The organism is Streptomyces sp. NPDC031111 (assembly GCF_055570675.1).
In genome coordinates, this window is sequence record NZ_JBVIGS010000019.1 from 25,603 (window position 1) to 51,184 (window position 25,582).

At 71.2% G+C, this 25,582-nt stretch carries 22 protein-coding genes; 11 read left to right on the forward strand and 11 right to left on the reverse strand.

Annotated elements, in window-relative coordinates; genetic code table 11:
- Nucleotides 1-34: 34 nt before the first annotated feature.
- Nucleotides 35-1,168 carry a sensor histidine kinase gene (locus ACZ470_RS31510; RefSeq protein ID WP_468432733.1) on the reverse strand — a complete coding sequence of 378 codons (1,134 nt, stop codon included), beginning with the start codon at nucleotides 1,166-1,168 and terminating at the stop codon, nucleotides 35-37.
- Between the two features lie 428 nt (nucleotides 1,169-1,596).
- Between ACZ470_RS31510 and ACZ470_RS31515 the strand changes: the two genes are divergently transcribed.
- Complete coding sequence (locus ACZ470_RS31515; protein WP_468432971.1) at nucleotides 1,597-1,872, forward strand: DUF1876 domain-containing protein; 276 nt, start codon at nucleotides 1,597-1,599, stop codon at nucleotides 1,870-1,872.
- Nucleotides 1,873-1,886: 14 nt separating this feature from the next.
- On the opposite strand, the gene ACZ470_RS31520 is transcribed toward ACZ470_RS31515, so the two are convergent.
- The 4 genes from ACZ470_RS31520 to ACZ470_RS31535 all read right to left on the reverse strand — a co-directional run bounded on the left by ACZ470_RS31520 (nucleotide 1,887) and on the right by ACZ470_RS31535 (nucleotide 5,749).
- Entirely contained in the window at nucleotides 1,887-3,053 is a 1,167-nt protein-coding gene (locus ACZ470_RS31520) for a serine hydrolase domain-containing protein (RefSeq protein ID WP_468432734.1), read from the reverse strand.
- 92 nt (nucleotides 3,054-3,145) lie between these two features.
- On the reverse strand, nucleotides 3,146-3,916 hold the full coding sequence (locus tag ACZ470_RS31525; RefSeq protein WP_468432736.1) for an energy-coupling factor ABC transporter ATP-binding protein: 771 nt from the start codon (nucleotides 3,914-3,916) through the stop codon (nucleotides 3,146-3,148).
- Nucleotides 3,904-4,665, reverse strand: a complete 762-nt coding sequence (gene cbiQ / locus ACZ470_RS31530; protein WP_468432738.1) for a cobalt ECF transporter T component CbiQ — start codon at nucleotides 4,663-4,665, stop codon at nucleotides 3,904-3,906. The genes ACZ470_RS31525 and cbiQ overlap by 13 nt, the downstream gene beginning before the upstream one ends.
- 1 nt (nucleotide 4,666) lies before the next feature.
- Nucleotides 4,667-5,749: an energy-coupling factor ABC transporter permease gene (locus ACZ470_RS31535; RefSeq protein ID WP_468432740.1), complete on the reverse strand. Its 1,083-nt coding sequence runs from the start codon at nucleotides 5,747-5,749 to the stop codon at nucleotides 4,667-4,669.
- Nucleotides 5,750-5,937: 188 nt separating this feature from the next.
- Here ACZ470_RS31535 and ACZ470_RS31540 point away from each other — a divergent pair, with 188 nt between their 5' ends.
- Nucleotides 5,938-6,294, forward strand: coding sequence for an SsgA family sporulation/cell division regulator (locus tag ACZ470_RS31540; RefSeq protein WP_468432742.1), 357 nt, complete (start codon nucleotides 5,938-5,940; stop codon nucleotides 6,292-6,294).
- A 4-nt stretch (nucleotides 6,295-6,298) separates the two neighbouring features.
- Here the strand turns inward: ACZ470_RS31540 and ACZ470_RS31545 are convergent, their stop codons facing one another.
- From ACZ470_RS31545 to ACZ470_RS31555, 3 genes are all read right to left on the reverse strand, one after another.
- Nucleotides 6,299-7,963, reverse strand: a complete 1,665-nt coding sequence (locus ACZ470_RS31545) for a penicillin-binding transpeptidase domain-containing protein (RefSeq protein WP_468432744.1) — start codon at nucleotides 7,961-7,963, stop codon at nucleotides 6,299-6,301.
- A gap of 105 nt (nucleotides 7,964-8,068) precedes the next feature.
- On the reverse strand, nucleotides 8,069-9,715 hold the full coding sequence (locus tag ACZ470_RS31550; protein ID WP_468432745.1) for a penicillin-binding transpeptidase domain-containing protein: 1,647 nt from the start codon (nucleotides 9,713-9,715) through the stop codon (nucleotides 8,069-8,071).
- Between the two features lie 148 nt (nucleotides 9,716-9,863).
- Nucleotides 9,864-11,624, reverse strand: a complete 1,761-nt coding sequence (locus ACZ470_RS31555) for a dolichyl-phosphate-mannose--protein mannosyltransferase (RefSeq protein ID WP_468432747.1) — start codon at nucleotides 11,622-11,624, stop codon at nucleotides 9,864-9,866.
- Nucleotides 11,625-11,709: 85 nt separating this feature from the next.
- Here ACZ470_RS31555 and rsmI point away from each other — a divergent pair, with 85 nt between their 5' ends.
- The 5 genes from rsmI (at nucleotide 11,710) to ACZ470_RS31580 (ending at nucleotide 15,788) form a co-directional block, all read left to right on the forward strand.
- Nucleotides 11,710-12,582: a 16S rRNA (cytidine(1402)-2'-O)-methyltransferase gene (rsmI, locus tag ACZ470_RS31560; RefSeq protein ID WP_468432749.1), complete on the forward strand. Its 873-nt coding sequence runs from the start codon at nucleotides 11,710-11,712 to the stop codon at nucleotides 12,580-12,582.
- A gap of 199 nt (nucleotides 12,583-12,781) precedes the next feature.
- A complete protein-coding gene (locus tag ACZ470_RS31565) occupies nucleotides 12,782-13,081 on the forward strand; it encodes a hypothetical protein (RefSeq protein WP_468432751.1) in 300 nt (99 codons plus the stop codon).
- 10 nt (nucleotides 13,082-13,091) lie between these two features.
- Nucleotides 13,092-13,982, forward strand: coding sequence for a TatD family hydrolase (locus ACZ470_RS31570; protein WP_468432752.1), 891 nt, complete (start codon nucleotides 13,092-13,094; stop codon nucleotides 13,980-13,982).
- Nucleotides 13,983-14,016: 34 nt separating this feature from the next.
- On the forward strand, nucleotides 14,017-14,898 hold the full coding sequence (gene rsmA, locus ACZ470_RS31575; RefSeq protein ID WP_468432754.1) for a 16S rRNA (adenine(1518)-N(6)/adenine(1519)-N(6))-dimethyltransferase RsmA: 882 nt from the start codon (nucleotides 14,017-14,019) through the stop codon (nucleotides 14,896-14,898).
- On the forward strand, nucleotides 14,895-15,788 hold the full coding sequence (locus ACZ470_RS31580; RefSeq protein WP_468432756.1) for a 4-(cytidine 5'-diphospho)-2-C-methyl-D-erythritol kinase: 894 nt from the start codon (nucleotides 14,895-14,897) through the stop codon (nucleotides 15,786-15,788). The genes rsmA and ACZ470_RS31580 overlap by 4 nt, the downstream gene beginning before the upstream one ends.
- Nucleotides 15,789-15,793: 5 nt before the next feature.
- Here the strand turns inward: ACZ470_RS31580 and ACZ470_RS31585 are convergent, their stop codons facing one another.
- Entirely contained in the window at nucleotides 15,794-16,390 is a 597-nt protein-coding gene (locus ACZ470_RS31585; protein WP_468432758.1) for a Uma2 family endonuclease, read from the reverse strand.
- A gap of 156 nt (nucleotides 16,391-16,546) precedes the next feature.
- Here ACZ470_RS31585 and ACZ470_RS31590 point away from each other — a divergent pair, with 156 nt between their 5' ends.
- From ACZ470_RS31590 to ACZ470_RS31605, 4 genes are all read left to right on the forward strand, one after another.
- Nucleotides 16,547-18,364: an ABC-F family ATP-binding cassette domain-containing protein gene (locus ACZ470_RS31590; protein ID WP_468432760.1), complete on the forward strand. Its 1,818-nt coding sequence runs from the start codon at nucleotides 16,547-16,549 to the stop codon at nucleotides 18,362-18,364.
- 235 nt (nucleotides 18,365-18,599) lie between these two features.
- The gene (locus ACZ470_RS31595) at nucleotides 18,600-20,336 is read left to right on the forward strand and encodes an outer membrane protein assembly factor BamB family protein (protein WP_468432761.1); all 1,737 of its coding nucleotides are present in this window, start codon (nucleotides 18,600-18,602) and stop codon (nucleotides 20,334-20,336) included.
- Between the two features lie 66 nt (nucleotides 20,337-20,402).
- Nucleotides 20,403-22,262 (forward strand): outer membrane protein assembly factor BamB family protein, encoded by a 1,860-nt coding sequence (locus ACZ470_RS31600; protein ID WP_468432763.1) that lies wholly within the window; start codon nucleotides 20,403-20,405, stop codon nucleotides 22,260-22,262.
- Between the two features lie 215 nt (nucleotides 22,263-22,477).
- Nucleotides 22,478-23,155, forward strand: a complete 678-nt coding sequence (locus tag ACZ470_RS31605; RefSeq protein WP_468432765.1) for a helix-turn-helix transcriptional regulator — start codon at nucleotides 22,478-22,480, stop codon at nucleotides 23,153-23,155.
- A 365-nt stretch (nucleotides 23,156-23,520) separates the two neighbouring features.
- Here the strand turns inward: ACZ470_RS31605 and ACZ470_RS31610 are convergent, their stop codons facing one another.
- A complete protein-coding gene (locus ACZ470_RS31610) occupies nucleotides 23,521-23,832 on the reverse strand; it encodes a hypothetical protein (protein ID WP_468432766.1) in 312 nt (103 codons plus the stop codon).
- 21 nt (nucleotides 23,833-23,853) lie between these two features.
- On the reverse strand, nucleotides 23,854-25,533 hold the full coding sequence (locus ACZ470_RS31615) for a sodium:solute symporter family protein (protein WP_468432767.1): 1,680 nt from the start codon (nucleotides 25,531-25,533) through the stop codon (nucleotides 23,854-23,856).
- Nucleotides 25,534-25,582 lie beyond the last annotated feature (49 nt).

Consider the following 25,582-nt stretch of genomic DNA (forward strand, 5'->3'; position numbering starts at 1 on the left):
CCGGCTCCGATCGCGTCGCAGGGGATGCTGGGCCTCAATTCTGGTACGGAATGCGCGCGGCGACGGCGAATCCGCCGTGCGGTCCGGGACCCGCGGACAGTTCGCCGCCGAGCGTCTCCACCCGCTCGCGCATCCCCGTGATGCCGTGGCCCGCGCTCCTGCGGTCCACCGGGCCCGTCGCGACCCCGTCGTCCTCGACGGCCAGCGACAGCTCCCGCTCCCCGAATCCGAGCCGTACCTCCACGGCCGTGGCCCCGCGGGCGTGCCGGGTCACGTTGGTCAGCGACTCCTGCACGATCCGGAACGCCGCCAGATCCACCGCGGCGGGCAGCTCCCGGACCCGCCCCAGGCTGCGTACCCGCACCTCCAGCCCGGCCGGTTTCGCCGCCGCCACCAGCTCGTCCAGGCGGGCCAGTCCCGGTGCGGGCTGCGTCGGCGCCCGCTCGTCGACCTGGCGCAGCACGCCGAGCGTGGCACGCAGCTCCCGCAGGGCGTCCCTGCTGCTCTCCTTGATCGCCGCGAGGGCCTCCTCGGCCCGCTCCGGGTGCTTCTTCAACCGGTGCAGCGCGGCGCCCGCCTGCACGTTGATCAGCGAAACGTGGTGTCCGACGACGTCGTGCAGCTCCCGTGCGATCCGCAGCCGCTCCTCGGTCTCCCGCCGCCGTGCCTCCTCCTCCGCGAAGGCGAACCGCCCGTGCCGCACCGTGCCGAGCGCCACCACCGCCACCAGCCAGCCGGTCAGCATGAACAGGGCGACGCTGTTGACGTCCTCGTTGCCGGACACCGTCCCGAGGGCCACCCCGACGAGACAGACGGCGCCGAGCGCGACGGCCGCCCGCAGTCGGCCCTCGGCGGCCACGGAGTAGAGGGCGACGATCAGGGTGATCATGAGCGGACCGTCGTGCTCGCTGGTGAGGTAGTACACGGCCGTGGCGGCCAGGACGAACACCGTGACACCCACCGGGTACCGGCGCCGCAGGTACAGCGCCCCGCACGCGGCCACGATCATCAGCCAGCCGAGGGCGGTCGCCGGCCGGGGTTCCGCGGGACCACGGACCAGGGACGCCGTGCTCCAGGCGGCCACCGGCAGGAAGACCGCGCAGGCCACCGCCAGGTCGGCCGCACGGCCGCGCGGGAGCCGGAGCCGACGCGTGGTGTCGTTCGCCATGCGCCCAGCCTAGGAACCGGCGGTGGTCCGGGCAGTCGGCCGCACGGTGACACCCTGCCGGTCGGCCTTGCCACCACGGGTGTACGTCCCGCGGTCCCGGCCGCAACCCGGGGTGTAGCCCGTGGATCGGCCCGAGGCCGGCGTCCGGCGGGTCGGGGGTGGGCCGAGGCCGACGTCCGGCGGCTCACCGGTGGCCCGGGGGCGGCGCGTCCGGTGGATTACCGGTGGCCTGTGGTCGGCGCGTCCGGTGGATTACCGGTGGCCTGTGGGCGGCGCGTCCGGTGGATTACCGGTGGCCTGTGGTCGGCGCGTCCGGCGGGTCAGGGTGGCCCGGGGTCGGCGCGTCCGGCGGCCGGATCACCGTCGGGCGCGTGCATTCGGCGGGCGGCGGGCGCACCCTGGAATTAGATATTCCGGAGGTGATCATCATGATGCACACCGCAGTGGGATGGCATGTGGAGCTGGAGTTCGCGGAGGACGACCAGCACACCCGCGCCGTCGCGATGGTCCGGCTGCCCGACGGGACCGAAGTACGGGCACACGGCCACGCCAATCGGCACCACACCGACGCGAATCAGCCCCGGGTCGGGGAGGAGATCGCCGGTGCGCGCGCGCTGAACGAACTCGCCATGCAGATGCTGACCAAGGCGCACGGCGAGATCGACGACGCGTCGGGCCGCATCTCGCACCCGATCCACGTCTGATCAGGGAGTCGGCGTCAGGGAGTCAGTGACTGACGTACCGCCCGTATCAGCGCCTGGGCCCTGGGATCCGCCGTCACCGTCTTCCGGAAGCCGTTGGTGACGTAGCCGAAGGCGATGCCCGACTCCGGGTCGGCGAAGCCGAGGGAGCCGCCGCGGCCGGGGTGGCCGAAGGAGCCCGGGGCCAGGAAGGGCGAGGAGCCGCCGTGCAGCATGTAGCCGAGCCCGAAGCGGGTGCCGACGACCAGCACCCGGTCGGGTCCGGCCGACTCCTCGGCACGGGCGAGTTCGACGGTGGCCGGGTCGAGGAGGCGGGTGCCGTCGACTGGGCCGATCAGTGACGCGTAGAAGCGCGCCAGTCCGTCCGCCGTCGCGATCCCGTTGGCGGCGGGCAGGGCAGCCGCGCGGAACACCGGGTCGTTCTGGTCCGGGAACGGGGTGATCGCGGCGAAGGCGCGACGGGTGAGGGAGGACGGGTCGGCGTAGGCGTCGGTGACCGCCCGCTTGGGGCGGGCGCGGAGCACCCCGGACGGCTCGGGCCCCTCGATCCGGCCGACCCGGCCCACCCGGTGGGCCTGCGCGTCCGGCAGCCCCACCCACAGGTCGAGCCCCAGCGGACCGGCGATCTCCGACGCGATCCACTCGCCGGAGCCCCGGCCGGTCACGCGGCGCACCAGCTCGTCGACCAGCCAGCCGTAGGTCAGCGCGTGATAGCCGTGGTCGGTGCCCGGCTCCCACACGGGGGCCTGCACGGCGACCGCCTCGGCGGCCCGCGACGGGTCGGCGGCGTCGGCCGGGGTGAGCGGGTGGTCGAGGACGGGGAGCCCGGCGCGGTGGTTCAGCACGTGCCGGACCAGCAGCCGCTCCTTGCCGTGCGCCTTGAACTCCGGCCAGTAGTGGCCGACCGGCGCGTCCAGGTCCAGCTCGCCGCGCTGGTGCAGCAGCAGGAGCACGGCGGCGGCGACGCCCTTGGTCGCCGAGCGCACCACCTGGGCGGTGTCCCGCTGCCACGGCTCGGTGCCGTCGACGTCCTTCGCCCCGGCCCACAGGTCGACGACCTTGCGCCCGTCCCGGTGGACGGCGACGGCCGCGCCCCGGTCCCCGAGCGCCTCGAAGTTCCGGGCGAACGCCTCCCGGACCGGCTCGAAGCCGTCGGCCACTGTGCCGTGCACGTCGACGTCCACGTTCCGTCGGTCCCTTCCACTCGCCTCTGACAGTGCGTGCAACAGTGCCGGTCCGCCTGCGATTCCTGGGCGGGGCCGACCCGGCACGATCGTTACGAACGCCCGGGTGCGGCCGGCACCGAGCGCGGATCGAAGCCGTACGGCAGCTCCAGACGGTGGGCGCGCATCAGGGTGTCGTCGGCGAGCAGCTCCGCCGTGGAGCCGTCCGCCGCGATCACGCCGTCGCTGAGGATCAGCGAGCGCGGGCACAGCTCCAGGGCGTAGGGCAGGTCGTGGGTGACCATCAGGACGGTGACGTCCAGGGAGCGCAGGATGTCGGCGAGTTCGCGGCGGGAGGCGGGGTCCAGGTTGGAGGACGGCTCGTCCAGGACCAGGATCTCCGGCTCCATGGCGAGTACGGTCGCCACGGCCACCCGGCGGCGCTGGCCGAAGGAGAGGTGGTGCGGCGGACGGTCCTTGAACTCCGCCATGCCGACCCGGCTCAGCGCCCGGTCCACCCGCTCCTCCAACTCGGGCCCCTTGAGCCCGGCCGCCGCCGGACCGAAGGCCACGTCCTCGCGCACCGTCGGCATGAAGAGCTGGTCGTCCGGATCCTGGAAGACGATGCCGACCCGGCGCCGGACCTCGGCCATGTGCCGCTTGCCGACCTCCAGCCCGGCCACCGTGACCGTGCCGGTGCCGCCGGTCAGGATGCCGTTGAGATGGAGCACCAGGGTCGTCTTGCCGGCGCCGTTCGGGCCGAGCAGCGCGACCCGCTCGCCGCGCGCGATGGAGAAGTCCACGCCGAACAGGGCCTGATGGCCGTCGGGGTAGGCGAAGGCGAGGCCGGAGACCTCCAGGGAAGCAGTACTCACAGGGTCCATCCCAGCAGACAGACGACGAGGGCGGCCGAGGGGAGGGCGAGGGCGTACGACCACTGCGCCCGGTCCGCGGTCACCTCGTCGATCACCGGCATCGAACCGGCGTAGCCGCGGCTCACCATGGCCAGGTGGACGCGCTCGCCGCGTTCGTAGGAGCGGATGAACAGCGCGCCCGCCGACTTGGCGAGCACGCCCCAGTGCCGCACCCCGCGCGCCTCGAAGCCGCGGGACTCGCGGGCGATCCGCATGCGCCGCATCTCGTCGGTGATGACATCGCCGTAGCGGACCATGAAGGAGGCGATCTGCACCAGCAGCGGCGGCAGCCTCAGCCGCTGGAGGCCCAGCAGCAGTTCGCGCAGTTCGGTGGTGGCGGCGAGGAGGACCGAGGCGGCGACGCCCAGGGTGCCCTTGGCCAGCACGTTCCAGGCCCCCCACAGTCCGTTCACGCTCAGCGACAGACCGAGGACGTCGACCCGCTCGCCCTCCGCCACGAACGGCAGGAGGACGGCGAACGCGACGAACGGCACCTCGATCAGCAGCCGCTTGAGCAGGAACCCGGCCGGGACACGGGCGGCGTACGCGACGAGGCCGAGCAGTCCGGCGTACACGGCGAACGCCCACATCGCCTCGCGCGGGGTGGACACCACGACCAGCACGAAGGCGAAGACCGCGGCGAGCTTGGTGTGCGGGGGCAGGGCGTGCACGGGGGAGTGGCCGTGCCGGTAGAGCTTGTGCGCGTGACCCGCTCCCACGTCAGACCCTCGTGCCGGTGGGGGAGCCGGCGTCGGCGGTGTCGTCCGCACGGCGCCTGCGGACCGCCCAGAACACGCCGGTGCCCGCGACGACCGTCACGCCCACGCCGATCACGCCGGCCAGACCGCCGGAGAGGCGGGCGTCGTCGACGTCCTCGACGCCGTAGTCGGCGAGCGGGGAGTCCGCGATGGCGTGCTCCTCCGCCTTCTTGTCGATGCCGTGGTCGGTGGCGACCTTCTCCAGGCCGTCGGGGTCGGTGGAGGCGTAGAAGCTGACGAACCCGGCGAGGACCAGCGAGGTGACCAGGCCGGTGATCCAGACCTTGCGCTGGGAGCGGGCGGCGACGGGGACGGGCTCCGACTCCGAGATGTCCGGGGCGTCCGGGGCATCCGGGGCATCGACCAGTTCGCCGTTCACCCGCAGCTTGAGCCGCTGCCGCAGCCCGCGCGCCCCGTGGACCAGGTCCGGGCGGACGGCGACGACCGCGCCGACGGTCAGGGCGGTGATCACCGCCTCGCCGATACCGATGAGGACGTGCACGCCCACCATGGCGGTGGCGACCTTGGTGAGGGAGACGTCGGCGGTGCCGCCGAGCGCGTAGAGCAGGGTGAAGACGAGGGCGGAGGCCGGGACGGAGACCAGGGCGGCGACGAAGGACGCGGCGGTCACCGAGCGGCGGGTGCGGGGCAGCACCTTCACCAGGCCGCGGAAGAGCGCGTACGCGACGATCGTCGTGGTGATCGCCATGGTGCCGATGTTCACGCCGAGCGCGGTCAGCCCGCCGTCGGCGAAGAGGACGGCCTGCATCAGCAGGACGACGGAGACACACAGGATCCCGGTCCAGGGGCCGACGAGGATCGCGGCTAGGGCGCCGCCGAGCAGATGGCCGCTGGTTCCCGCCGCGACGGGGAAGTTCAGCATCTGCACGGCGAAGATGAACGCCGCCACCAGTCCGGCCAGCGGGGCGGTGCGCTCGTCCAGTTCCTTTCGCGCGCCGCGCAGGCTCACGGCGATCGCGCCGGCGGCGACCACTCCGGCCACGGCGGAGACAGGGGCGTTGATGAATCCGTCAGGTGCGTGCACGGACTCGATGATGTGGCCTGTTGCAAAGAACTCGCAAGTGCGAGCGGCTTGTTTTACCTCACGCATACCTCATCTGTGATATTCGCCGCTCGGAAGCGCGGATTCCGGAATGGGTGCACGATTGAACGGGGGGTGGGTATACGGCTTACACGCCTTTGACGCAGATGACGCGGAGTAAGGGGCCACCGATGTCCGTAGTCGAGCAGTACGCGCGAGCCCACATAGTCACCGACGTCCTGGAAGAGGACCCCGGAGCGGTACCCGTGGTGCTGCGCTACGACCCGGAAGACGATCCCCGCTGCGTCCGCATGGCGCTTCCCGGCGCCGCGCCCCGTGAGTGGGCCGTCGCCCGGGACCTGCTGGAACAGGGCCTGCTCGCCCCCGTGGGCGGGGAGGAGATACGGGTCTGGCCGTGCGGCCGCGTCCAGGCCGTGGTCGAGTTCCACACCGCGCAGGGCGTCTCGGTGGTGCAGTTCGAGACGAAGACCCTGGCCCGGTTCCTGCGGCGGACCCACGCGGCCACCGCAGAACCCGTCCCGCACTGACCCGTCAGCCGCCGCTCCTCAGCAGTGCCGCCACCATCGGTCCGGCCGTCTCGCCGCCGTGGCCGGCCGCCTGCACCACACCGGCCGCCGCCAGGTCCCCGCGGTACGCGGTGAACCAGCCGTTGGGCTTCTTCTGCCCGTCGACCTCGGCCGACCCGGTCTTGGCGCCCCGGTCACCGCTCACCCCGGCCATCGCCTCGGCGGCGGTGCCGTAGGAGGCGGTGTACGACATCAGCTCCCGCAGCTGGGCCAGCGTCCCGCCCGACAGGGTGCGCGAGGCCGTCGCCAGCTTCCGTCCGTCGACCTCCGGGGAGACCAGGTACGGCTGGTGGAAGACGCCCGACTGGATCGTCGCCGACACCGACGCCATGTTCAGCGGGTTCATCCGCACCCCGCCCTGGCCGATCAGGGAGGCCGCCATCGGGGCCTTCGACTGCACCGGAACCGAGCCGTCGAAGGTGGGCACGCCGATCTGCCAGTCGTTCTTCGACAGCCCGAAGACCTGCTGGGCCTGCTTGGTCAGGTCGTCGTCCTCCAGCTCGGGCGCCTGGCTGATGAAGGCCGTGTTGCAGGAGCGGGCGAAGCTCGCCTTGAACGTGCCGTCCTTGATCTGGAACTTGTCGTCGTTCTGGAACTTCCAGCCGCCGTAGCTGAAGTACTTCGGGCACGGATGCTGCTCGTCCATCCCGGCGAGGCCCTTCTCGATCAGCATCGAGGCGGTGATCACCTTCATGGTGGAGCCCGGGGCCAGCGAACCCTGGAACGCGGTGTTGAAACCGTGCGAGGAGTTCGCCACCGCGAGGATCTCGCCGGTCGACGGGCGTATGACGACCACCGACGCCCGGTCCTTCTTCGCCACCTGCTCCTCGGCGGCGGCCTGGAGGGAGGGGCTCAGCGTGGTCTCCACCGTGCCGGGCGTGCCTTCGCTCAGCTCCAGCAGGGTCTTGTCGGACAGCTTCGCCTTCTCCGACTCCTTGCCGCGCACGATCCGCAGCTCGATGCCGGCCTCGCCGCCCGCCTTCTCGCCGTACTTCTCGCGCAGCCCGTCCAGCACCGACCCGAGCGACGGGTAGTCGGCGGTGGTCAGCTCTCCGCCGTCCCGGTCCAGCGCCTTGACCGGCGGGGTGCCCGCCTCGCCGGTGACCAGCTTGTCGCCGTCCCGGAGCTCGGGGTGCACGACGGCCGGTTTCCAGGCCACCAGCGGCTCCCCGTCCCCGGCCCGGCGTACGACGGTCAGCGCGCTGTCGTACGTCAGCGGCTTGTCGGTCTCCTCGTACGACACCGTGCCCTTGACGGCGAAGGGGACCTTGGTGCCGCTGCGGGTGCCCGCGGTGAGGGTTACGTCCGTGATCCGGGCGTCCTTGGCGTAGGCGGTGAGCAGGGCGGTCGCGGCCTTCGGGTCGTCGGTGGCGGCGGCCGCCTCGCTCACCTTCCCGGCCTGCCAGGCGGTGAGGAAGCGTTCGGCCGCGCCGGTGACCTCGGCGGCGGACAGGGGCCCGGTCCTGACGTCCTCCGCCTGCGCGGCGGACGACGTCCGCGTGCCGTCCTCGGTGCCGCCGAACAGCGCGTAGGCGCCGAACCCGGCGCCGCCGACGACCACGGCGACCACTCCGCCGAGCACGGCGGGGCGAGTCCTGCGCCGCTCGGCGACGTTCCTTCTGTTCCCCACTGCGTTCCCGTTCCTCCGCTGTCCGCCGGGCTCCCCCTGCCCCTCATGGCGCTCACGTGCACACGACGGCCACCACCCTAGGTGCCCGCCGGGTACGTGGCGCGATCAGCCGCCCGCTCGTAGCACGGCTGCGACAATCGGCCCGGCCGCGTCGCCGCCGTGGCCGCCCTGCTGGGCCATGGCCGCCGCCGCCACGTCGTCCCGGAAGCCGGTGAACCAGCTGTCGGAGGTGGCGTTGCCGTCGACCTCGGCGGAACCGGTCTTGGCGCCGATGTCACCGCCGAGCCCGGACATGGCCTCCTGGGCGGTGCCCTGGGTGGCGGTGAGCCGCATCATCTGCCTGAGCTGGGACGCGGTGCCCGCGGGGAGCCCCTTGGCCTGCGCGAACTGCCGGTTGTCGAGGTCGGGGGAGACCAGGTACGGCTGGCGGAAGGTGCCGGTGATGGCGGTGGCCGTCACGGAGGCCATGTTCAGCGGGTTCATCTGCACCTGGCCCTGACCGATGGCGTTCGCCGCCCGGTCCGGTCCGCCGGAGGCGGGCACGCTGCCGTCGAAGGACACGACGCCCGTCTGCCAGTTGTCCCGGCCGAGCCCGAACCGCTCCTGCGCCTCCTGGGTGAGCGAGGCGTCGGTGAGCGGCTTCTCGTCGACGAGCTTGATGAAGGCCGTGTTGCAGGAGCGCAGGAAACTGTTGGCGAGGCTGGCGTTCTCGTTCGGCTCCATGCCGGTGAGGTTCTTGAAGGTCTGGCTCTGCCAGGTCGCGGTGGGCGGGCAGGGCGCCGCGCCGTTCATCGAGGTCACGCCGTTGTCGATGAGCATGGCGGCGGTGATGATCTTCATGGTGGAGCCGGGGGCGACCCGGCCCTGGAAGGCCGCGTTGAACCCGTCCTCACGGTGGTTGGCCACCGCCAGCACCTCACCCGTGCTCGGCTTCACCGCCACCACCGAGGACTCGGCGTACCGCTGCACCGCCTTCTCGGCGGCGGCCTGCACCCCGGCGCTGAGGGTGGTGCGCAGCTTGCCCGGCTTGCCCTCGGCGAGGGTCAGCAGCGGGGTGTCGGCGGCGGCCTCGCCCGCCGCCCCCTCCTCATGCCTGATCACCAGTTCGACACCGGGGGTGCCGCCCGCCTTCTCGCCGTACTTCTGGCGCAGGGTGTCCAGGATCGGCCCGAGCGAGGGGTACTTCTCCTTCGTCAGCACCGTGCCGTTCCGGTCCACCGCCTCGATGGGCGGCTGCGCGGACGCCTCGGTGACGAGGGTGTCGCCCTCCTTCAGATCCGGATGGACGACGGAGGGCTCCCAGTCGACCAGCGCACGCCCGGTCGTCTCCCCGCGCACCACGGTCAGTTGGCTCTTGTAGCTCAGCGACTCGGACTTCCCGTCATGGGTGACGGTCGCCTTCACCGTGAAGGGCACGGTGGTGCCGGTGGCCGTGCCGGGCGTGATCTCGACGTCGCCTATCCGGGCCTCGTCGCCGTACGCCGTCAGCAGCCCGCCGGCCTCCTGCGCGTTGTTCGTGTACGAGGCGGCCTCGGCCGGCTCGCCCTTCTCCCAGGCCGCGAAGAAGCTCTTGGTCGTCTCCTCGACCTCCCCCTCGTCCGGTGGCCCGGACTTCTTGGTCCCCGCGGCACTCGTGCCGCTCCCGCCGTCACCGCTCAGGGCGGACACGATGTTGTAGGCGCCGTACCCGGCCCCGCCCAGCATCACCGCGAACACACCGCCGACGACGGCGACCTTGACCCCCTTGCCCATCGGGCCCTCCCCCTCTACCGGGCCCCCACGTCTTATGAACGCGTTCAAAAAGCCCGCTGAGTGAGCACCCTATGCGCACCGGGTGACGACCGGGACGGCTGTTTCCGTTTGTTGTCCGAAGCGAGACCCCCGTCGGGCGCGGAAACGATCAGACCCAGGTGTCCAGCCACATCCGGGCCCGCCAGTCGTCGATCGGGATCGACGTGCCCGTGTGGATGGGCCAGAAGTAGATGAAGTTCCAAGCGATCAGGAGGGTCAGTACGCCGGCTGCCGTCGCGCCCGCGACGCGGCGGGCGTCGGTGGAGCGGGGTGGGCCGACCAGTGCGCCCAGGAGCATCGCCACCGCCAGGCACAGGAAGGGGAGGAAGACGACGGCGTAGAAGAAGAAGATCGTGCGTTCCTGGTAGAGGAACCAGGGGGCGTAGCCGGCCACGATGCCGCAGGCGATGGCGCCGGCCCGCCAGTCGCGGCGGAATAGCCAGCGCCACAGGACGTAGAGCAGGGCGAAGCAGGCCACCCACCACAGCAGGGGCGTGCCGATGGCCAGGACCTCGCGTGCGCACTTCTCGCCCGCGTCGACCGGGCAGCCGTCCGTGCCGGGCGCCGGGGACTCGTAGAAGTAGGAGACCGGGCGGCCGGTGACGATCCAGCTCCACGGGTTGGACTCGTAGGTGTGCGGCGAGGACAGGCCGACGTGGAAGTCGTAGACCTTGTTCTCGTAGTGCCACAGGCTGCGCCACCAGTCGGGGAACAGCCAGGACCAGTTGCTGTCCTTCCCGGCCGTGGCCGCCCAGTCGCGGTAGTAGCCGCCGGTGCCGTCGGCCGGGGAGAGGATCCAGCCGATCCAGGAGGCGAAGTAGGTGACCACCGCCACCGGCACGGTCGACAGGAACGCCCAGCCCAGGTCGCGCCTCAGCACGGCCAGCCGGGGGCGCCGGGCGCCCGCGACCCGGCGCGAGCCGACGTCCCAGAGCACCGCCATCACACAGAACGCGGCCATGATGTACAGGCCGTTCCACTTGGTGCCGACCGCCAGGCCCAGCATCAGCCCCGCCGCCACCCGCCACGGGCGGAAGCCGATCCGGGTGTTCTCGGCGACGTACACGTCCGGGCGGACCCGGCCGTCCGGGTCCACCGGCAGCGCGGCGGCGAGCTTCTCCCGCGCGCGGTCCCGGTCGACCACCAGACAGCCGAAGGCCGCGAGCACGAAGAACATCAGCACGCCGTCGAGCAGCGCGGTCCGGCTCATCACGAAGTGCAGCCCGTCCACCGCCATCAGCGCGCCCGCGAGACAGCCGAGGAACGTGGAGCGGAACAGGCGCCGGCCGATGCGGCACAGCATCAGCACGGAGAGCGTGCCGAGCAGCGCGGTCATGAACCGCCAGCCGAACGGGTCGAAGCCGAAGATCAGCTCGCCCAGCCCGATCACGTACTTCCCGACCGGAGGGTGCACGACGTACGCCGCGTCCGTCGGGATGGGGACGGCACCGCCCGAGAGGATCAGGTCGTTGGCGTTCTTGTCCCAGTTGACCTCGAACCCGCGGTGGACCAGCGCCCACGCGTCCTTGGCGTAGTACGTCTCATCGAATATCACCGCCTTCGGGCTGCCCAGGTTCCAGAACCGGAGCACTCCCGCCAGCAGCGTGACCAGGAGCGGGCCACCCCAACCCGACCAGCGGGTGATGCGCCCCGCGAGCACCGGCGGCACCCCGAGCGTGTCCCACAGCCGCTTCGACGGCTCCGCGTACGGCGGGTCCAGGCGGTCGCGGACGTCTCCCCCGTGGACATCGCCTCTGGCCCGCGCCGTCGCCGGGTAGCCGAAACGGCGCAGCCGCTGCTGCCACGACGGCCGCTGCTCGTGCGGTGCCTGGTCCTGCCGGGTGTCCGTGGAGGACGCGGTACTGGTCACCGCGCCATCGTAGGGAACGCCGCTGTGTGAGTCCCGCGCATGGGCGGTATGCCCCGCCTCTGTTCCGTACTGGGAGGATGGGGGTGTGACCGGAACCCTCGTACTCGCAGGCACCCCCATCGGCGACATCTCCGACGCCCCGCCCCGGCTCGCGGAGGAACTGGCGGGCGCCGACCTCGTCGCCGCCGAGGACACCCGGCGGCTGCGGCGGCTGACCCAGGCGCTCGGCGTCACGCCCAAGGGGCGGGTCGTGTCGTACTTCGAGGGCAACGAGTCCGCCCGTACGCCCGAACTCGTCGAGGAGCTGGTGGGCGGGGCGCGGGTGCTGCTGGTGACGGACGCCGGGATGCCGTCGGTGTCCGACCCCGGCTACCGGCTGGTCGCCGCCGCCGTGGAGCGGGACATCAAGGTGACCGCGGTGCCCGGACCGTCCGCCGTGCTCACCGCCCTGGCCCTGTCCGGGCTGCCCGTGGACCGATTCTGCTTCGAGGGCTTCCTGCCCAGGAAGGCCGGCGAGCGGCTGGGGCGGCTGCGGGAGGTCGCCGGGGAGCGGCGCACCCTCGTCTACTTCGAGGCCCCGCACCGCCTCGACGACACGCTCGCCGCGATGGCGGAGGTGTTCGGCGGGGACCGCAGGGCCGCCGTCTGCCGGGAGCTGACCAAGACGTACGAGGAGGTCAGGCGGGGCCCGCTGGCCGAGCTGGCCGCGTGGGCGGCCGAGGGCGTGCGCGGGGAGATCACCGTGGTGGTCGAGGGCGCGCCGGAGCAGGGGCCCGAGGAGATCGACGCGGCGGAGCTGGTGCGCAGGGTGCGGGTGCGGGAGGAAGCGGGGGAGCGGCGCAAGGAGGCCATCGCGGCGGTGGCGGTGGAAGCGGGGCTTCCCAAACGGCAGGTCTTCGACGCGGTGGTCGCGGCCAAGAACGCGGCGGGAGAACCCGGTTCCGGGGAGCGCCGTTAGGGACGCGGTGCGTTGCCCGGCGGCGCCCCCAATGGCGTAAACCGCGCGTCGGTAAAGAGCTCCGGGGCGGTTCGGCAAGTAACGCCCAAAACGCCGCCAATACTCGGTTTCCCCTCCTGCGCTCGCGTCCGCGGAGGAGTCCACTGGGCGTGAGGGACGGATCCGAATCCGTCCCGCCAGCGGACCGACAGGAGCCGGCATGACCGAGATCTCGGAGCGCGGCGCGTTGCGCGCGGGCGCGACCGTCGTCGTCAGCGAGTCCTATTCCTTCGCCTGCATGCACTGCGGGTACGGCTGGGAACAGACGTACGAGATAGAGCATCACACCGACGCGGACGGCCACGAGTTCGTGCTGTACGTGGCGGACGGCCGGATCGTCCCCTCCCCGCTGAGCCGGCCGACGTGCCAGAACTGCGACCGACACGTCGTACGGATCCTGCGCCCCGGCCGGGTCGCCTCCGCCCGGGACGCCGAGCTCACCTCCGCGCCGCTTCCGTAGGATCGGGGGCATGCCTTCGAACGCCCCCGACAAGAACGCCGCCCCGCCGCTCCCGGAGCCCCTGCGGATACCGGTCGCGGACTCGCACACCCACCTCGACATGCAGTCCGGCACGGTGGAGGAGGCCCTCGCCAAGGCCGCGTCGGTGGGCGTGACGACGGTGGTGCAGGTCGGCTGCGACCTCAAGGGGTCCCGGTGGGCGGCGGAGACGGCCGCGGCGTACGACGCCGTCCACGCGACGGTCGCGCTCCACCCCAACGAGGCGCCGCGGATCGTCCACGGCGACCCCGACGGCTGGTCGAGGCAGGGCGCCCGCGAACCCGGCGGCGACGCGGGACTGGACGAGGCGCTCGCCGAGATCGACCGGCTGGCCGCGCTGCCCCAGGTCAAGGGCGTCGGCGAGACGGGCCTCGACTACTTCCGCACCGGGCCGGAGGGCAAGGAGGCACAGGAGAAGTCCTTCCGCGCCCACATCGAGATCGCCAAGCGGCACGGCAAGGCCCTCGTCATCCACGACCGCGACGCCCACGCCGACGTCCTGCGCGTGCTCAAGGAGGAGGGCGCGCCCGAGCGCACGGTCTTCCACTGCTACTCGGGCGACGCGGAGATGGCGGAGATCTGCGCGAGCGCCGGCTACTACATGTCGTTCGCCGGGAACGTCACCTTCAAGAACGCGCGGAACCTGCGGGACGCGCTCGCCGTGGCCCCGCTGGAACTGGTCCTGGTGGAGACCGACGCGCCGTTCCTGACCCCGGTGCCGTACCGGGGGCGGCCCAACGCCCCGTACCTGGTGCCGGTGACCGTGCGCGCGATGGCGGCCGTACGGGGCGTCGACGAGGACGTCCTCGCCACGGCCCTCGGGGCGAACACGGCCCGCGCCTTCGGTTATCCACAGGCGTGACCTGGGGGGTCCCCGTGCCCCGTACCCTTGTCCCGTGAGCAGCCCCACCCCCGACGCCCTCCTGGGCCCCGCCGACGTCCGTGAACTGGCGGCATCCCTCGGCGTACGGCCCACCAAGCAGCGCGGCCAGAACTTCGTCATCGACGCCAACACGGTCCGCCGTATCGTCCGCACCGCCGAGGTCCGCCCCGACGACGTCGTCGTCGAGGTAGGCCCGGGGCTCGGCTCGCTCACCCTGGCGCTGCTGGAGGCCGCCGACCGGGTCACCGCCGTCGAGATCGACGACGTGCTCGCCGCCGCGCTGCCCGCGACCGTCGCCGCCCGCATGCCCGAGCGGGCCGAGCGGTTCGCACTGGTCCACTCCGACGCCATGCACGTCACCGAGCTGCCCGGCCCCGCCCCGACCGCGCTGGTCGCGAACCTCCCCTACAACGTGGCCGTGCCGGTGCTGCTGCACATGCTCGAGACGTTCCCGAGCATCGAGCGCACCCTCGTCATGGTCCAGTCGGAGGTCGCCGACCGGCTCGCCGCCCCGCCCGGCTCGAAGGTGTACGGCGTGCCCTCCGTCAAGGCCAACTGGTACGCGGAGGTGAAGCGGGCCGGGGCCATCGGACGGAACGTCTTCTGGCCCGCGCCGAACGTCGACAGCGGGCTGGTCTCGCTGGTCCGCCGCGCGGAGCCGCTGAAGACGCGCGCCTCCCGGCGCGAGGTCTTCGCGGTCGTCGACGCGGCCTTCGCCCAGCGCCGCAAGACACTGCGGGCCGCGCTCGCCGGGTGGGCGGGTTCGGCGCCGGCGGCGGAGGCCGCCCTGGTCGCGGCGGGGGTGTCGCCGCAGGCGCGGGGCGAGTCCCTCACGGTGGAGGAGTTCGCGCGCATCGCCGAGCACGCCACAAGCAAGGAGCCGGGTCAGCAGTGAGCGTCACCGTCCGCGTCCCCGCCAAGGTCAACGTCCAGCTCGCGGTCGGCGCGGCCCGCCCCGACGGCTTCCACGACCTGGCCAACGTCTTCCTCGCGGTGGGCCTCCACGACGAGGTCACGGTCACGGCGGCCGACGAGCTGCGCGTGACCTGCGCCGGCCCCGACGCCGGCCAGGTCCCGCTCGACCGTACGAACCTCGCCGCCCGCGCGGCCCTGGTGCTCGCCGAGCGGTACGGCCGTGACGCGGACGTCCACATCCACATCGCCAAGGACATCCCCGTCGCCGGGGGCATGGCGGGCGGCAGCGCGGACGGAGCGGGTGCCCTGCTGGCGTGCGACGCGCTGTGGGGGACGGGCGCCTCGCGCGAGGAACTCCTCGACATCTGCGCCGAGCTGGGCAGCGATGTGCCGTTCAGCCTGGTGGGAGGGGCGGCACTGGGCATCGGCCGGGGCGAGAAGCTGACGGAGCTGGAGGTCGGGGGCACCTTCCACTGGGTGTTCGCGATGGCCTCGCGGGGGCTGTCGACGCCGGCCGTGTTCCGGGAGTTCGACCGGCTGGGGGAAGGGCTGGAGATTCCCGAGCCGGTGGCCTCACGGGAACTGATCGACGCCCTGGCCAAGGGTGACGTCGACGCGCTCGCCGCGGCCGTTTCGAACGACCTTCAGCCGGCGGCCCTGTCCCTGTTCCCGGAACTGGCGGACACGCTCGCGGCGGGGCGGGCGGCTGGGGCACTGGCCTCGCTGGTCTCGGGGTCGGGCCCGACGACGGCGTTCTTGGCGCGGGACGCGGAGGCGGCGGAGGGGATCGCCGAGGCCCTGCGCGCCTCGGGGACCTGCCGGGCGGTGCGTGCGGCGGCAGGGCCCGTGCCGGGTGCGACAGTCGTCTGAAGCGCTCAGGGTCGCGTTTCGACCGGGCCCAGGTCGATGGCGATGGCGGAAGGCTTGTCGACCTTGATCCGGTCGCGGTGCCAACCCATGTGTACATAGGACCGCGTCATCGGGTCGAGCTCGTAGACATGGACGAGGGGACGGCCGGTGGTTCCGTCCTGCTCGACACGCCAGTAGTTGGGGATTCCCGCGCGGGCGTACTTGTGCGGTTTGGTCGTACCGTCGCGGGATTCCGAGTCGGGCGAGACGACTGCCACGGCGAGCAGGACGTCCTCAGGCCGGAAGCTCGTCTGGTCCAACCCTGTGACCGCGTCGGCTCGAACCACGCTGACATCGAGTTCGAGGCCGTTCCGCTTGTCGAGGATGACAGTCATCCTCTGCTCGACACTGAACTCCGGGCCGAGAGAGCTACGTAGCCCGTTGGACAAGAGATCGATCGCCAGTGAGTGGAAGCGTTGCTGCGGACTCACGACAATCAAACTCCCGTCGATCAGCTCAGTGTGCGGCGGGAGATCAGGCAAAGTGAACAGGTCGTCCACGGTGTAGCCGTCCACGGGCGGCACCGGCCAGCGGCGGCGGTGCTCTGCGGACTCGGCGGTCAAGAGTTCTCCCATGAACGGGATCCTGCTGCCTGCCCTCCACCGGAGCCACCGACATCCGATCACGCCATCACAAAGAGTGACTGTCTCCTCGCGTCCCGGCCGCCCCCCGGCAGGGCCTACGCTTGAAAGCTGATCGATCCACCGGGCAGGAGAGAAATGGCCGTCAATCTGGTCAATGTCGAGAACGTCAGCAAGGTGTACGGGACGCGTGCGCTGCTCGACGGGATTTCCCTCGGCGTTTCCGAAGGGGACCGGATCGGGGTCGTGGGCCGGAACGGTGACGGCAAGACCACCCTCATCCGGATGCTCGCCCGGCTGGAGGAGGCCGACACCGGGCGGGTGACGCACTCCGGCGGGCTGCGGCTCGGGGTGCTTACGCAGCACGACTCGCTCGACCCCGCCGCCACCGTCCGGCACGAGGTCATCGGGGACATGGCCGACCACGAGTGGGCCGGGAACGCCAAGGTCAGGGACGTACTGACCGGACTGTTCGGCGGACTGGACCTGCCCGGGTTCCCCAAGGGCCTCGACACCGTCATCGGACCGCTGTCCGGTGGTGAGCGCCGCCGGATCGCGCTCGCCAAGCTGCTCATCGAGGACCAGGACCTGATCGTCCTCGACGAGCCCACCAACCACCTCGACGTCGAGGGCATCGCCTGGCTCGCCCAGCATCTGCGCACCCGCCGGTCCGCGCTTGTCTGCGTCACCCACGACCGCTGGTTCCTCGACCAGGTCTGCACCCGCATGTGGGACGTGCAGCGCGGTGACGTGTACGAGTACGAGGGCGGCTACTCCGACTACGTCTTCGCCCGCGCGGAACGCGAACGCATCGCCGCCACCGAGGAGGTCAAGCGGCAGAACCTGGTCCGCAAGGAGCTGGCCTGGCTGCGGCGCGGCGCTCCCGCGCGGACGTCCAAGCCGCGGTTCCGGGTCGAGGCCGCCAACGAGCTCATCCAGGACGTGCCGCCGCCGCGTGACAGCAGCGAGCTGATGAAGTTCGCCTCGTCGCGGCTCGGCAAGACGGTGTTCGACCTGGAGGACATCAGCGTCCAGGCCGGGCCCAAGGTGCTGCTCAAGCACGTCACCTGGCAGCTCGGCCCCGGTGACCGCATCGGTCTGGTCGGGGTCAACGGCGCGGGGAAGACCTCCCTGCTGCGGGCCCTGGCGGACGCCGCCCGGAGCGAGGGCGAGGTGCAGCCGGCCGCCGGGCACATCCGCGTCGGCAAGACCGTCAAGCTCGCCTATCTGTCCCAGGAGGTCGCCGAACTGGACCCCGAATGGCGGGTGCTCCAGGCCGTGCAGCAGGTGCGGGAGCGCGTCGACCTCGGCAAGGGCCGCGAGATGACCGCCGGACAGCTGTGCGAGACCTTCGGGTTCAACAAGGAGAAGCAGTGGACGCCCGTCGGGGACCTGTCCGGTGGTGAGCGGCGGCGGTTGCAGCTGCTGCGCCTGCTGATGGACGAGCCCAACGTCCTCTTCCTCGACGAGCCCACCAACGACCTCGACATCGAGACCCTCACCCAGCTCGAGGACCTCCTCGACGGCTGGCCCGGCTCGATGATCGTCATCTCCCACGACCGGTTCTTCGTCGAGCGCACCACCGACCGCGTCTTCGCCCTCCTCGGCGACGGCACCCTGCGGATGCTGCCGCGCGGCATCGACGAGTACCTGGAGCGCCGCAAGCGGATGGAGGAGGCCGCCGCCGCCTCGGTGGCCCCCGTCCCGGCCGCGGCGGCCCAGGGGTCCGCGCCGGAGAGGAGCGCCGCCGACCAGCGGGCCGCCAAGAAGGAACTCCAGAAGATCGAGCGGCAGCTCGACAAGGTCTCCGAGAAGGAGACCAAACTGCACGCCGCCATCGCCGAAAACGCCACCGACTTCGCGAAGGTGGCCGAACTCGACGCCGAGCTGCGGGAGCTGACCGGGCAGCGCGAGGAACTGGAGCTGCGCTGGCTGGAACTGGCGGAGGACGCCTGAGCCGCACACTCTTCGCCGCGTGCAGGGGGCGCGCACAGCGTGAAGAGGGCGTGAAGGCGCGTAACGAGGGCATCACGGGCCGGTTCTCCCTTGGGAACAGGGGAGGACGCGGCCCGCTGGCCTGTCGGCGCCGGGTGATAGAAAGAGCCGTCTGAGAACTGTCTGAAGACGACTCTGAGTCCACTGTGTACCTCAGGGCGTGGCTAAAAATCAGTGAGTGAGGGGGAACGCGCTGATGACTCAGCCGCCCAACCAGCCGCCGCAAGGCGGCTTCGGAGCACCGCAGGATCCGCCGCCGGGAGGTGGCTTCGGGGCACCGACCCCGCCGCCTCCGGCCGGCGCGCCGCAGCCGGGGTACGGCTACCCGCAGCAGCCTCCGCAGCAGCCGGGACCGTACAACTCCGGACCGTACGCCTCCGGGCCCTACAGCCAGCCGCAGCAGCCGGGGCCGTACGGGCAGCCGGGGCACGGATACCCGGGGCAGCCGCAGTTCCCCGGGGCACCCGGCACGCCGCCGCCCGGCGGGAGCGGCTCCCGCAACCCCTTCAAGGGCAAGCCCGCCCTGGTCGTCGGCGCCGCGGTGGCCGCCCTGCTGGTGATCGGCGGCACCGTGTGGGCCGTCTCCGGTGACGACGGCGAGAAGGACAAGAAGCCCGTCGCCAAGCAGACCGACGACCCCAAGCCCGAAGCCAGCGGCGGCGCCCCGGTCAACCCGGGCGACGGCAGCGGCGACGGCGGCGAGGACCCGGAGAACCTCAACGAGGGCCGCAAGGCCGGTGAGTCCAAGGTGCTCTGGTACAAGGAGGCGCCCGACGCGCCCGGTTCCGGCGCCGACGCCCCCGGCATGTGGGTCACCGGCGAGACGGCCGTGAAGGCCGCCTACAAGGAGCTCTCCGCCTACAACGTCGGCGACGGCAAGCCCGCCTGGGACACCATCGCCTTCCCGGAGAAGATCTGCGCCGTCACGAACGAGAAGACGGCCGACGACAAGGTCGTCATCGCCTACATGAGCGGCAGCAGCGACCGCGCCAAGTGCAACCAGCTCCAGCTCGTCGACCTCAACACCGGCGAGAAGGGCTGGACGCAGGAGGTCGCCGAGGGCGCGCTGTTCGACTCCGTGCTCTCCATCGAGATGTCCCTCACCGGCAACACCCTGATGGTGGGCCGCTCGCAGTCCGGCACGGCGTACGACGTGACCAGCGGCAAGAAGCTGTTCGACGCCAAGAAGTACGGCGACGACCCCTGCTTCCCCGCCGCCTTCGCGGGCGGCGAGCGGCTGCTCCAGGTCGCGTCCTGCGGCGCCGGCGGAAACAACGAGCACGATGAGCTGCGGGAGCTCGACCCCAAGACCGGCAAGGTGAAGTGGACCCAGAAGTTCGACAAGGGGTGGCGCGTCGAGCGTGCCTACTCCGTCGACCCCGTGGTCATCTACAGCACCAACGAGGACAAGAAGGCCTGGAACATCTCCGCCTTCACCGGAACCGGCAAGTTCCGCTCCCAGGTCACCGTCGACGAGGACTTCGACCCCGGCTGCGGCTGGGCCATCCTCGCGCGCGACCTCCAGGGCTGCGAGGGCGTCGTCGTCGACGAGGACACCGTCTACCTGCCCACCAAGGCCACCACCGGGGCCAACGAGATCGTCGCCATCAGCCTCGACACCGGCAAGGAGCTCTGGCGGGTCAAGTCCCCGGCCGAGGAGTCGATGCAGCCGATGAAGGTCGAGGGCGGCAAGCTCATCGCCTACGTCGCGCCGTCGTACGACGCGGGCGGCCAGATCGTGGCCATCCCCATCAGCGGAAGTGGCCACGAGCCCGCCAAGCTGATGCAGAACCCGCAGGGCGTCGCGGACATCGAGAACAGCTTCTTCAGCAAGTCGATCGACTGGGTCGACGGACGCTTCTACATCTCGACCACCCGGCTGACCGGCAATGACGAATCGAAGGAGAAGTTGATGCTCGCCTACGGCAAGTAAGGGTCGTAGTTCCCGGCCCCTTTCCGTTGCCCGTCGTCCCCTTCCCTTCCCCGAGGTACTCACGTCATGACCCAGCCGCCTCCGCCGCCCAACCAGCCTCCGCAGCAGCCGGGGTTCGGGCCTCCGCAACCTCCCCAGTCGCCGCCGCCCGCTCCGAACGGGCCCGACACCAACAAGGCTCCCGAGCCCGGGTACGGCTATCCGCAGACTCCGCCGACGCCGCCGGCCGCGGCCCCGGCGGCGCCGGGGACCCCTCCGCCGGCTCCGCAGGGGCCCGGGTACGGGTATCCGCAGCAGCCTCCGGCCGCCGGGTACGGGTATCCGGGGCAGCAGCAGCCGGGCGCGTACGGGCAGCCGCAGCAGCCGGGGCCGTACGGGCAGCCCGGCTACGGGCAGCCCGGGTACGGGTATCCGCAGCCGGCGACCATGCCGATGCAGCCGCAGCCCGGGGGCGGCGGGAGGAAGTTCAACTCGCAGATCGCCATCATCGTCTCCGCGGTCGTGGCCATCGCCCTGATCGTCGGTGGCGGCGTCTGGTACGCGTCCTCGTCCGGCGACGACGACAAGAAGAACTCCGCGGGCTCCGGTGAGAAGGAGAAGAAGGGCGGGGACGGCGGTACCGGCGGCGGTACCGGCGGTACCTCGCCCGGCGCCCAGGAGAAGGCCCCCTCCGACCCTGCCTCCAAGGTGCTGTTCCAGGTGCCCGCGCCCAAGGTCCCCAAGGGCACCACGACCATCTCCACCTCCGGTTCCTGGCTGACCGACACGGTGTACGCCAAGAGCGGGATCGCCGAGATCGTCGGCTACGACCGTGCCACCGGCGGCAAGAAGTGGACGATCGACCTGCCCGGACCGGTGTGCGAGGCCGCCACCGGCCGCGTCACCGAGGACAACAAGACGGCGATCACCTTCAAGCCCGCCATGCCCACCAAGGAGGAGCCGCAGTCCTGCACGCAGGTCGCGGTCATCGACCTGGAGGCGGGCAAGCAGGTGTGGGCCAAGAGCGCCAAGTCCGGCACCACGCCGATCAGCTTCAACAACGTCACGATCAGCGGAGGCACGGTCGCCGCGGGCAGCACCAGCGGCGGCGCCGCCTGGGAGATCGCCTCCGGCAAGCAGCTCTGGGCGCCCAAGACGTCCGACTCCTGCTACGACTCCGGGTACGGCGGCGGCGAGAAGCTGGTCGCGGTGCGCAAGTGCGGCACGTACGAGCAGCGTCAGCTGCACATCCAGACCATCGACCCGAAGTCCGGGAAGGTGATCACCGAGTACAAGATGGACGAGGGCATCGAGTACGCCGCCGTCGTGTCCACCGAGCCGCTGGTCGTGGCCGCCGACGTCGGTGACTCCGCCGGTGACGGCAGCGGCATCTCGGACTTCTTCTCCATTGACAACAAGACCGGCAAGCTGCGTACGCGCATCTCCGCGCCGGGCGAGGACTTCGCGGCCCGCTGCGACGCCATCTACAAGCTCGAGAAGTGCAGCGGTCTGGCGGTCGGCAAGGACCGGCTGTACATCGCGACCGAGGAGCACGAGGGCGGCGGGGAGTCGTACAGCCAGACCAACGAGGTCGTGGCCTTCGACCTGGCGACCGGCAAGCAGACCGGCCAGCGTGCCGACGCGGGTGACGGCTACACGATCACTCCGCTGCGGATGGACGGCGGCAACATCCTGGCGTACAAGCGTCCGCCGTACGACAAGGGCGGGCAGGTCGTCAGCATCGACGGGGGCACCTTCAAGCAGACGACGCTGATGGAGAACCCGGCGACGGAGGCCGTGCGGGACGCGGAGACGCGGATGTCCCCGGACTACTCGGAGATCCTCTTCTCCAAGGGCGGTCTGTACATGTCGGGTGTGTTCGCGAGTGACTTCTCGTCGGCTTCGGACGAGAAGGAGTATCTGGCGATCGCGTTCGGTACGAGCTGATCGGTTTTCCTGGCTCGTTCGCACGGCCCCGTCCCTGCTCAGGGACGGGGCCGTGCGCGTACCGCTCATCATGCGCTCATCGCCATCGAATGCGAGAATTTCGGCGATCCGGGGCGATTCTCGCCGGTAGGGGGAGCGCGACGTCGAACAAGCGTGTAGCTTCCGGGGGCATCCGGGGGTCCGGGGGTGCGTTGTTGTGGGGGGTTGGTTGTTCGATGGGTGTGCGGCTGATGGTGGTCGACGACCACCGGTTGCTCGCCGAGGCGCTGGCCTCGGCGTTGAAGCTGCGGGGGCACCGGGTGCTGGCGGCTGCGGCGCCGGCGGCGGGGGCGGCGGATCTGGTGATCAGCAGGGCGCCGGAGGTGTGTCTGCTGGGGACGGCGGCGCCGGCGGAGGCGGGGGCGTTCGATCCGGTGGTGAAGATCAAGCGGGAGCGGCCGCAGGTGGCGGTGGTGGTGCTGGGGCCGGTGCCGTCGCCGCGGGGGATCGCGGCGGCGTTCGCGGCGGGGGCGTCGGGGTACGTGCGGCACGACGAGCGGATCGAGGGTGTCGAGCGGGCGATCATGAAGGCGCGGGCGGGGGAGGCGGCGGTGGCGCCGCAGTTGTTGCAGGGGGCGTTCGGGGAGCTGTTGAATCCCGCTGCTCAGCCGGATGACGAGGGTGCGCGGTTGTTGCAGATGCTGACGCCTCGGGAGGTGGAGGTGCTGGTGCGGGTGGCCGACGGGGAGGACACCCGGCTGATCGCGGCGGGGATGGGCATCGCGCCGTCGACCGCGCGGACGCATGTGCAGCGGGTGCTGATGAAACTGGGCGTGGGCTCGCGGCTGGAAGCGGCGGCACTGGCCGCGCGGACGGGCCTGCTGGACCGGGCAGGCCCACTGAACGACACGTAAGCTTCGCCGCCCTCCGCGGTTCTGCTGAACGGCGCGTAAGCGGTGGGGGTGGGTCGGATCGGCGCCCACGCGTCAGCCGCAGGCAGCCCGCCGCGCCCATCCGCGGGCAGTCGTGCCGCTGGGGCGGCACGGGTGGGCGCGACGGCACCCCGTGAGCGCCGGGTTGCGCGAACACCCCCCGGCTCACCCCAACGCGGAGCGCCCCGCATAGCGCCGGGGCTGCGAAGTCCCGCCCCGCACCACCCGCACCAACACCGCTCACCGGCGCTCGCAGGGTGCCGCTGCGCCCACCCGTGCCGCCCCAAGCGGCACGACTGCCCGCAGCTACGCGGGCACCCGCAAGGCACCGGGGCTGCGAAGGCCGCCTACTCCTCCCGTTCCCCCGGAACGACATCCGGTGGTGGCGGAGCCGTCGGGCGCAGCTTCAGCCACAGCAGGAACAGCAGGCCGAGGATCAGCATCCCCAACCCCGTCCACAGGTTGATATTGACCCCCTCCGCCTTGTCGATGTCCGCATCGGACGCCGTGAACCCCGCGATCATCACGATCACGCCGTACACGACGAACAGCCCACCGATGATCCGCCGGATGTCGAACAGCCGCGCGGCCGTCGCGGACTTCGTCTCCAGCTCGGAGATCTCCTGCTGAAGCTCACGCTCGGAAAAGTGCTCGGACATGGTCCCTCAATCCTCCCGCGTTCAGAACGAGAACGGGATGTAGCAGGCGGCAGCCAGAATCACCGCGCCCCACCCCAGCAGCGCCGGCTTCCGGTACCACGCGTCGTCGCCCTCCGCGGGCGGCTCCGCCATGCCGGGCGAGCGCGTGCCGTACACCAGTCCCGCGAGTTCGTCCGCGGGCTTGGGGGCGGTGAACAGGGACACCGCGACCATGACCACCGCGCCCGCCACGAACCCCGCGATCGCGGAGACGAAGTTGGCACCCTGGTCGGACGGGATGTCGATGATGCCCTGCTTGTAGATGACGAAGTAGTTGATCATCGCGGCGGTCGTACCGGCGATCAGTCCCCAGAAGCCGGATTTCATCGAGGCGCGCTTCCAGAACATGCCGATGATGAAGACCACGAACATCGGCACGTTGAAGAAGGAGAACAGCGTCTGGAGGTAGCTCATGATGTTGGAGAAGGAGCTGGCCAGGAACGCCGTGCCGATGGAGGCGAGGACACCGATCGCGGTGATCAGGCGGCCGAAGCGGACGTAGTACGCGTCCTCGCGGTGCTTCACCACGTACTTCTGCCAGATGTCGGTGGTGAAGACGGTGTTGAACGACGAGACGTTGGCCGCCATGCCGGCCATGAACGCGGCGAGCAGACCGGTCACGGCGATGCCCAGGACGCCGTTGGGCAGGAACTGCTCCATCAGGTACGGGATGGCGTCGTTGTACTGGAGGTCCGACTCCGGCGTGCCGATCTGCGGGACGAGGACCGCGGCCACCAGGCCCGGGATCATCACCAGGAACACGATGAAGATCTTCGGGAACGCGGCGATGAGCGGGGTGCGCTGGGCCGCCGAGAGGTTCTTCGCGGACAGGGCACGCTGCACCTCGGCGAAGTTGGTGGTCCAGTAGCCGAAGGACAGGACGAAGCCGAGGCCGAGGACGATGGTCAGCCAGTTGGCACCGAGCGGGTTGTCGCTGCCGATGCCGGTGCCGCCCCAGGCGGTCATGAAGTCGCCGCCGTGCGATTCGGTGAGGGAGTCGGAGAGGCCGTCCCAGCCGCCGACGCTCTTCAGGCCGATCACCGTGATCGGGATGAGCGCGGCGAGGATGACGAAGAACTGGAGGACCTCGTTGTAGATCGCCGAGGACAGGCCGCCGAGGGTGATGTAGGCCAGGACGAAGAAGCCGGCGACGACGATGGCCACCCACTCGGGCCAGCCGAGGAGGGCCTCGACGACGATCGCGAGGGCGTAGAGGTTGACGCCGGCGATCAGGATGGCGGCGGCGGCGAAGAGGATCGAGCTGAGCAGATGGGCCGCCTTGTCGAAGCGCAGCAGCAGGAACTCGGGGACCGAGCGGACCTTGCTGCCGTAGTAGAACGGCATCATCACCAGGCCCAGGAAGACCATCGCGGGGATGGCGCCGATCCAGTACCAGTGGGTCGTGTAGACGCCGTACTGGGCGCTGTTGGCCGCCATGCCGAGGATCTCGGTGGCGCCCAGGTTGGCGGCGATGAACGCCAGACCGGTGACCCAGGCGGGCAGGGAGCGGCCCGAGAGGAAGAAGTCGAGGCTGGTCTTGACCGAGCGGCGGGCCGCGAAGCCGATGCCCAGCACGACGACGAAGTAGATCCCGAGGATCGTGTAGTCCAGCCAGTTGGTGGGGAGTCGAAGCTCTGCGGCCAGGTATGTGGGGGTTTGCATACACACTCGCTTCGTTCGCGAACTGATCCGATGCGGAACCTACGCCTCC

Bases quoted from the DNA above. Each gene is read 5' to 3' on its own strand.
- ACZ470_RS31510 (WP_468432733.1), bottom strand. From the start codon at position 1,168: ATGGCGAACGACACCACGCGTCGGCTCCGGCTCCCGCGCGGCCGTGCG.
- ACZ470_RS31515 (WP_468432971.1), top strand. From the start codon at position 1,597: ATGATGCACACCGCAGTGGGATGGCATGTGGAGCTGGAGTTCGCGGAG.
- ACZ470_RS31525 (WP_468432736.1), bottom strand. From the start codon at position 3,916: ATGGACCCTGTGAGTACTGCTTCCCTGGAGGTCTCCGGCCTCGCCTTC.
- ACZ470_RS31540 (WP_468432742.1), top strand. From the start codon at position 5,938: ATGTCCGTAGTCGAGCAGTACGCGCGAGCCCACATAGTCACCGACGTC.
- ACZ470_RS31550 (WP_468432745.1), bottom strand. From the start codon at position 9,715: ATGGGCAAGGGGGTCAAGGTCGCCGTCGTCGGCGGTGTGTTCGCGGTG.
- ACZ470_RS31565 (WP_468432751.1), top strand. From the start codon at position 12,782: ATGACCGAGATCTCGGAGCGCGGCGCGTTGCGCGCGGGCGCGACCGTC.
- ACZ470_RS31570 (WP_468432752.1), top strand. From the start codon at position 13,092: ATGCCTTCGAACGCCCCCGACAAGAACGCCGCCCCGCCGCTCCCGGAG.
- ACZ470_RS31590 (WP_468432760.1), top strand. From the start codon at position 16,547: ATGGCCGTCAATCTGGTCAATGTCGAGAACGTCAGCAAGGTGTACGGG.
- ACZ470_RS31595 (WP_468432761.1), top strand. From the start codon at position 18,600: ATGACTCAGCCGCCCAACCAGCCGCCGCAAGGCGGCTTCGGAGCACCG.
- ACZ470_RS31600 (WP_468432763.1), top strand. From the start codon at position 20,403: ATGACCCAGCCGCCTCCGCCGCCCAACCAGCCTCCGCAGCAGCCGGGG.
- ACZ470_RS31605 (WP_468432765.1), top strand. From the start codon at position 22,478: ATGGGTGTGCGGCTGATGGTGGTCGACGACCACCGGTTGCTCGCCGAG.
- ACZ470_RS31610 (WP_468432766.1), bottom strand. From the start codon at position 23,832: ATGTCCGAGCACTTTTCCGAGCGTGAGCTTCAGCAGGAGATCTCCGAG.
- ACZ470_RS31615 (WP_468432767.1), bottom strand. From the start codon at position 25,533: ATGCAAACCCCCACATACCTGGCCGCAGAGCTTCGACTCCCCACCAAC.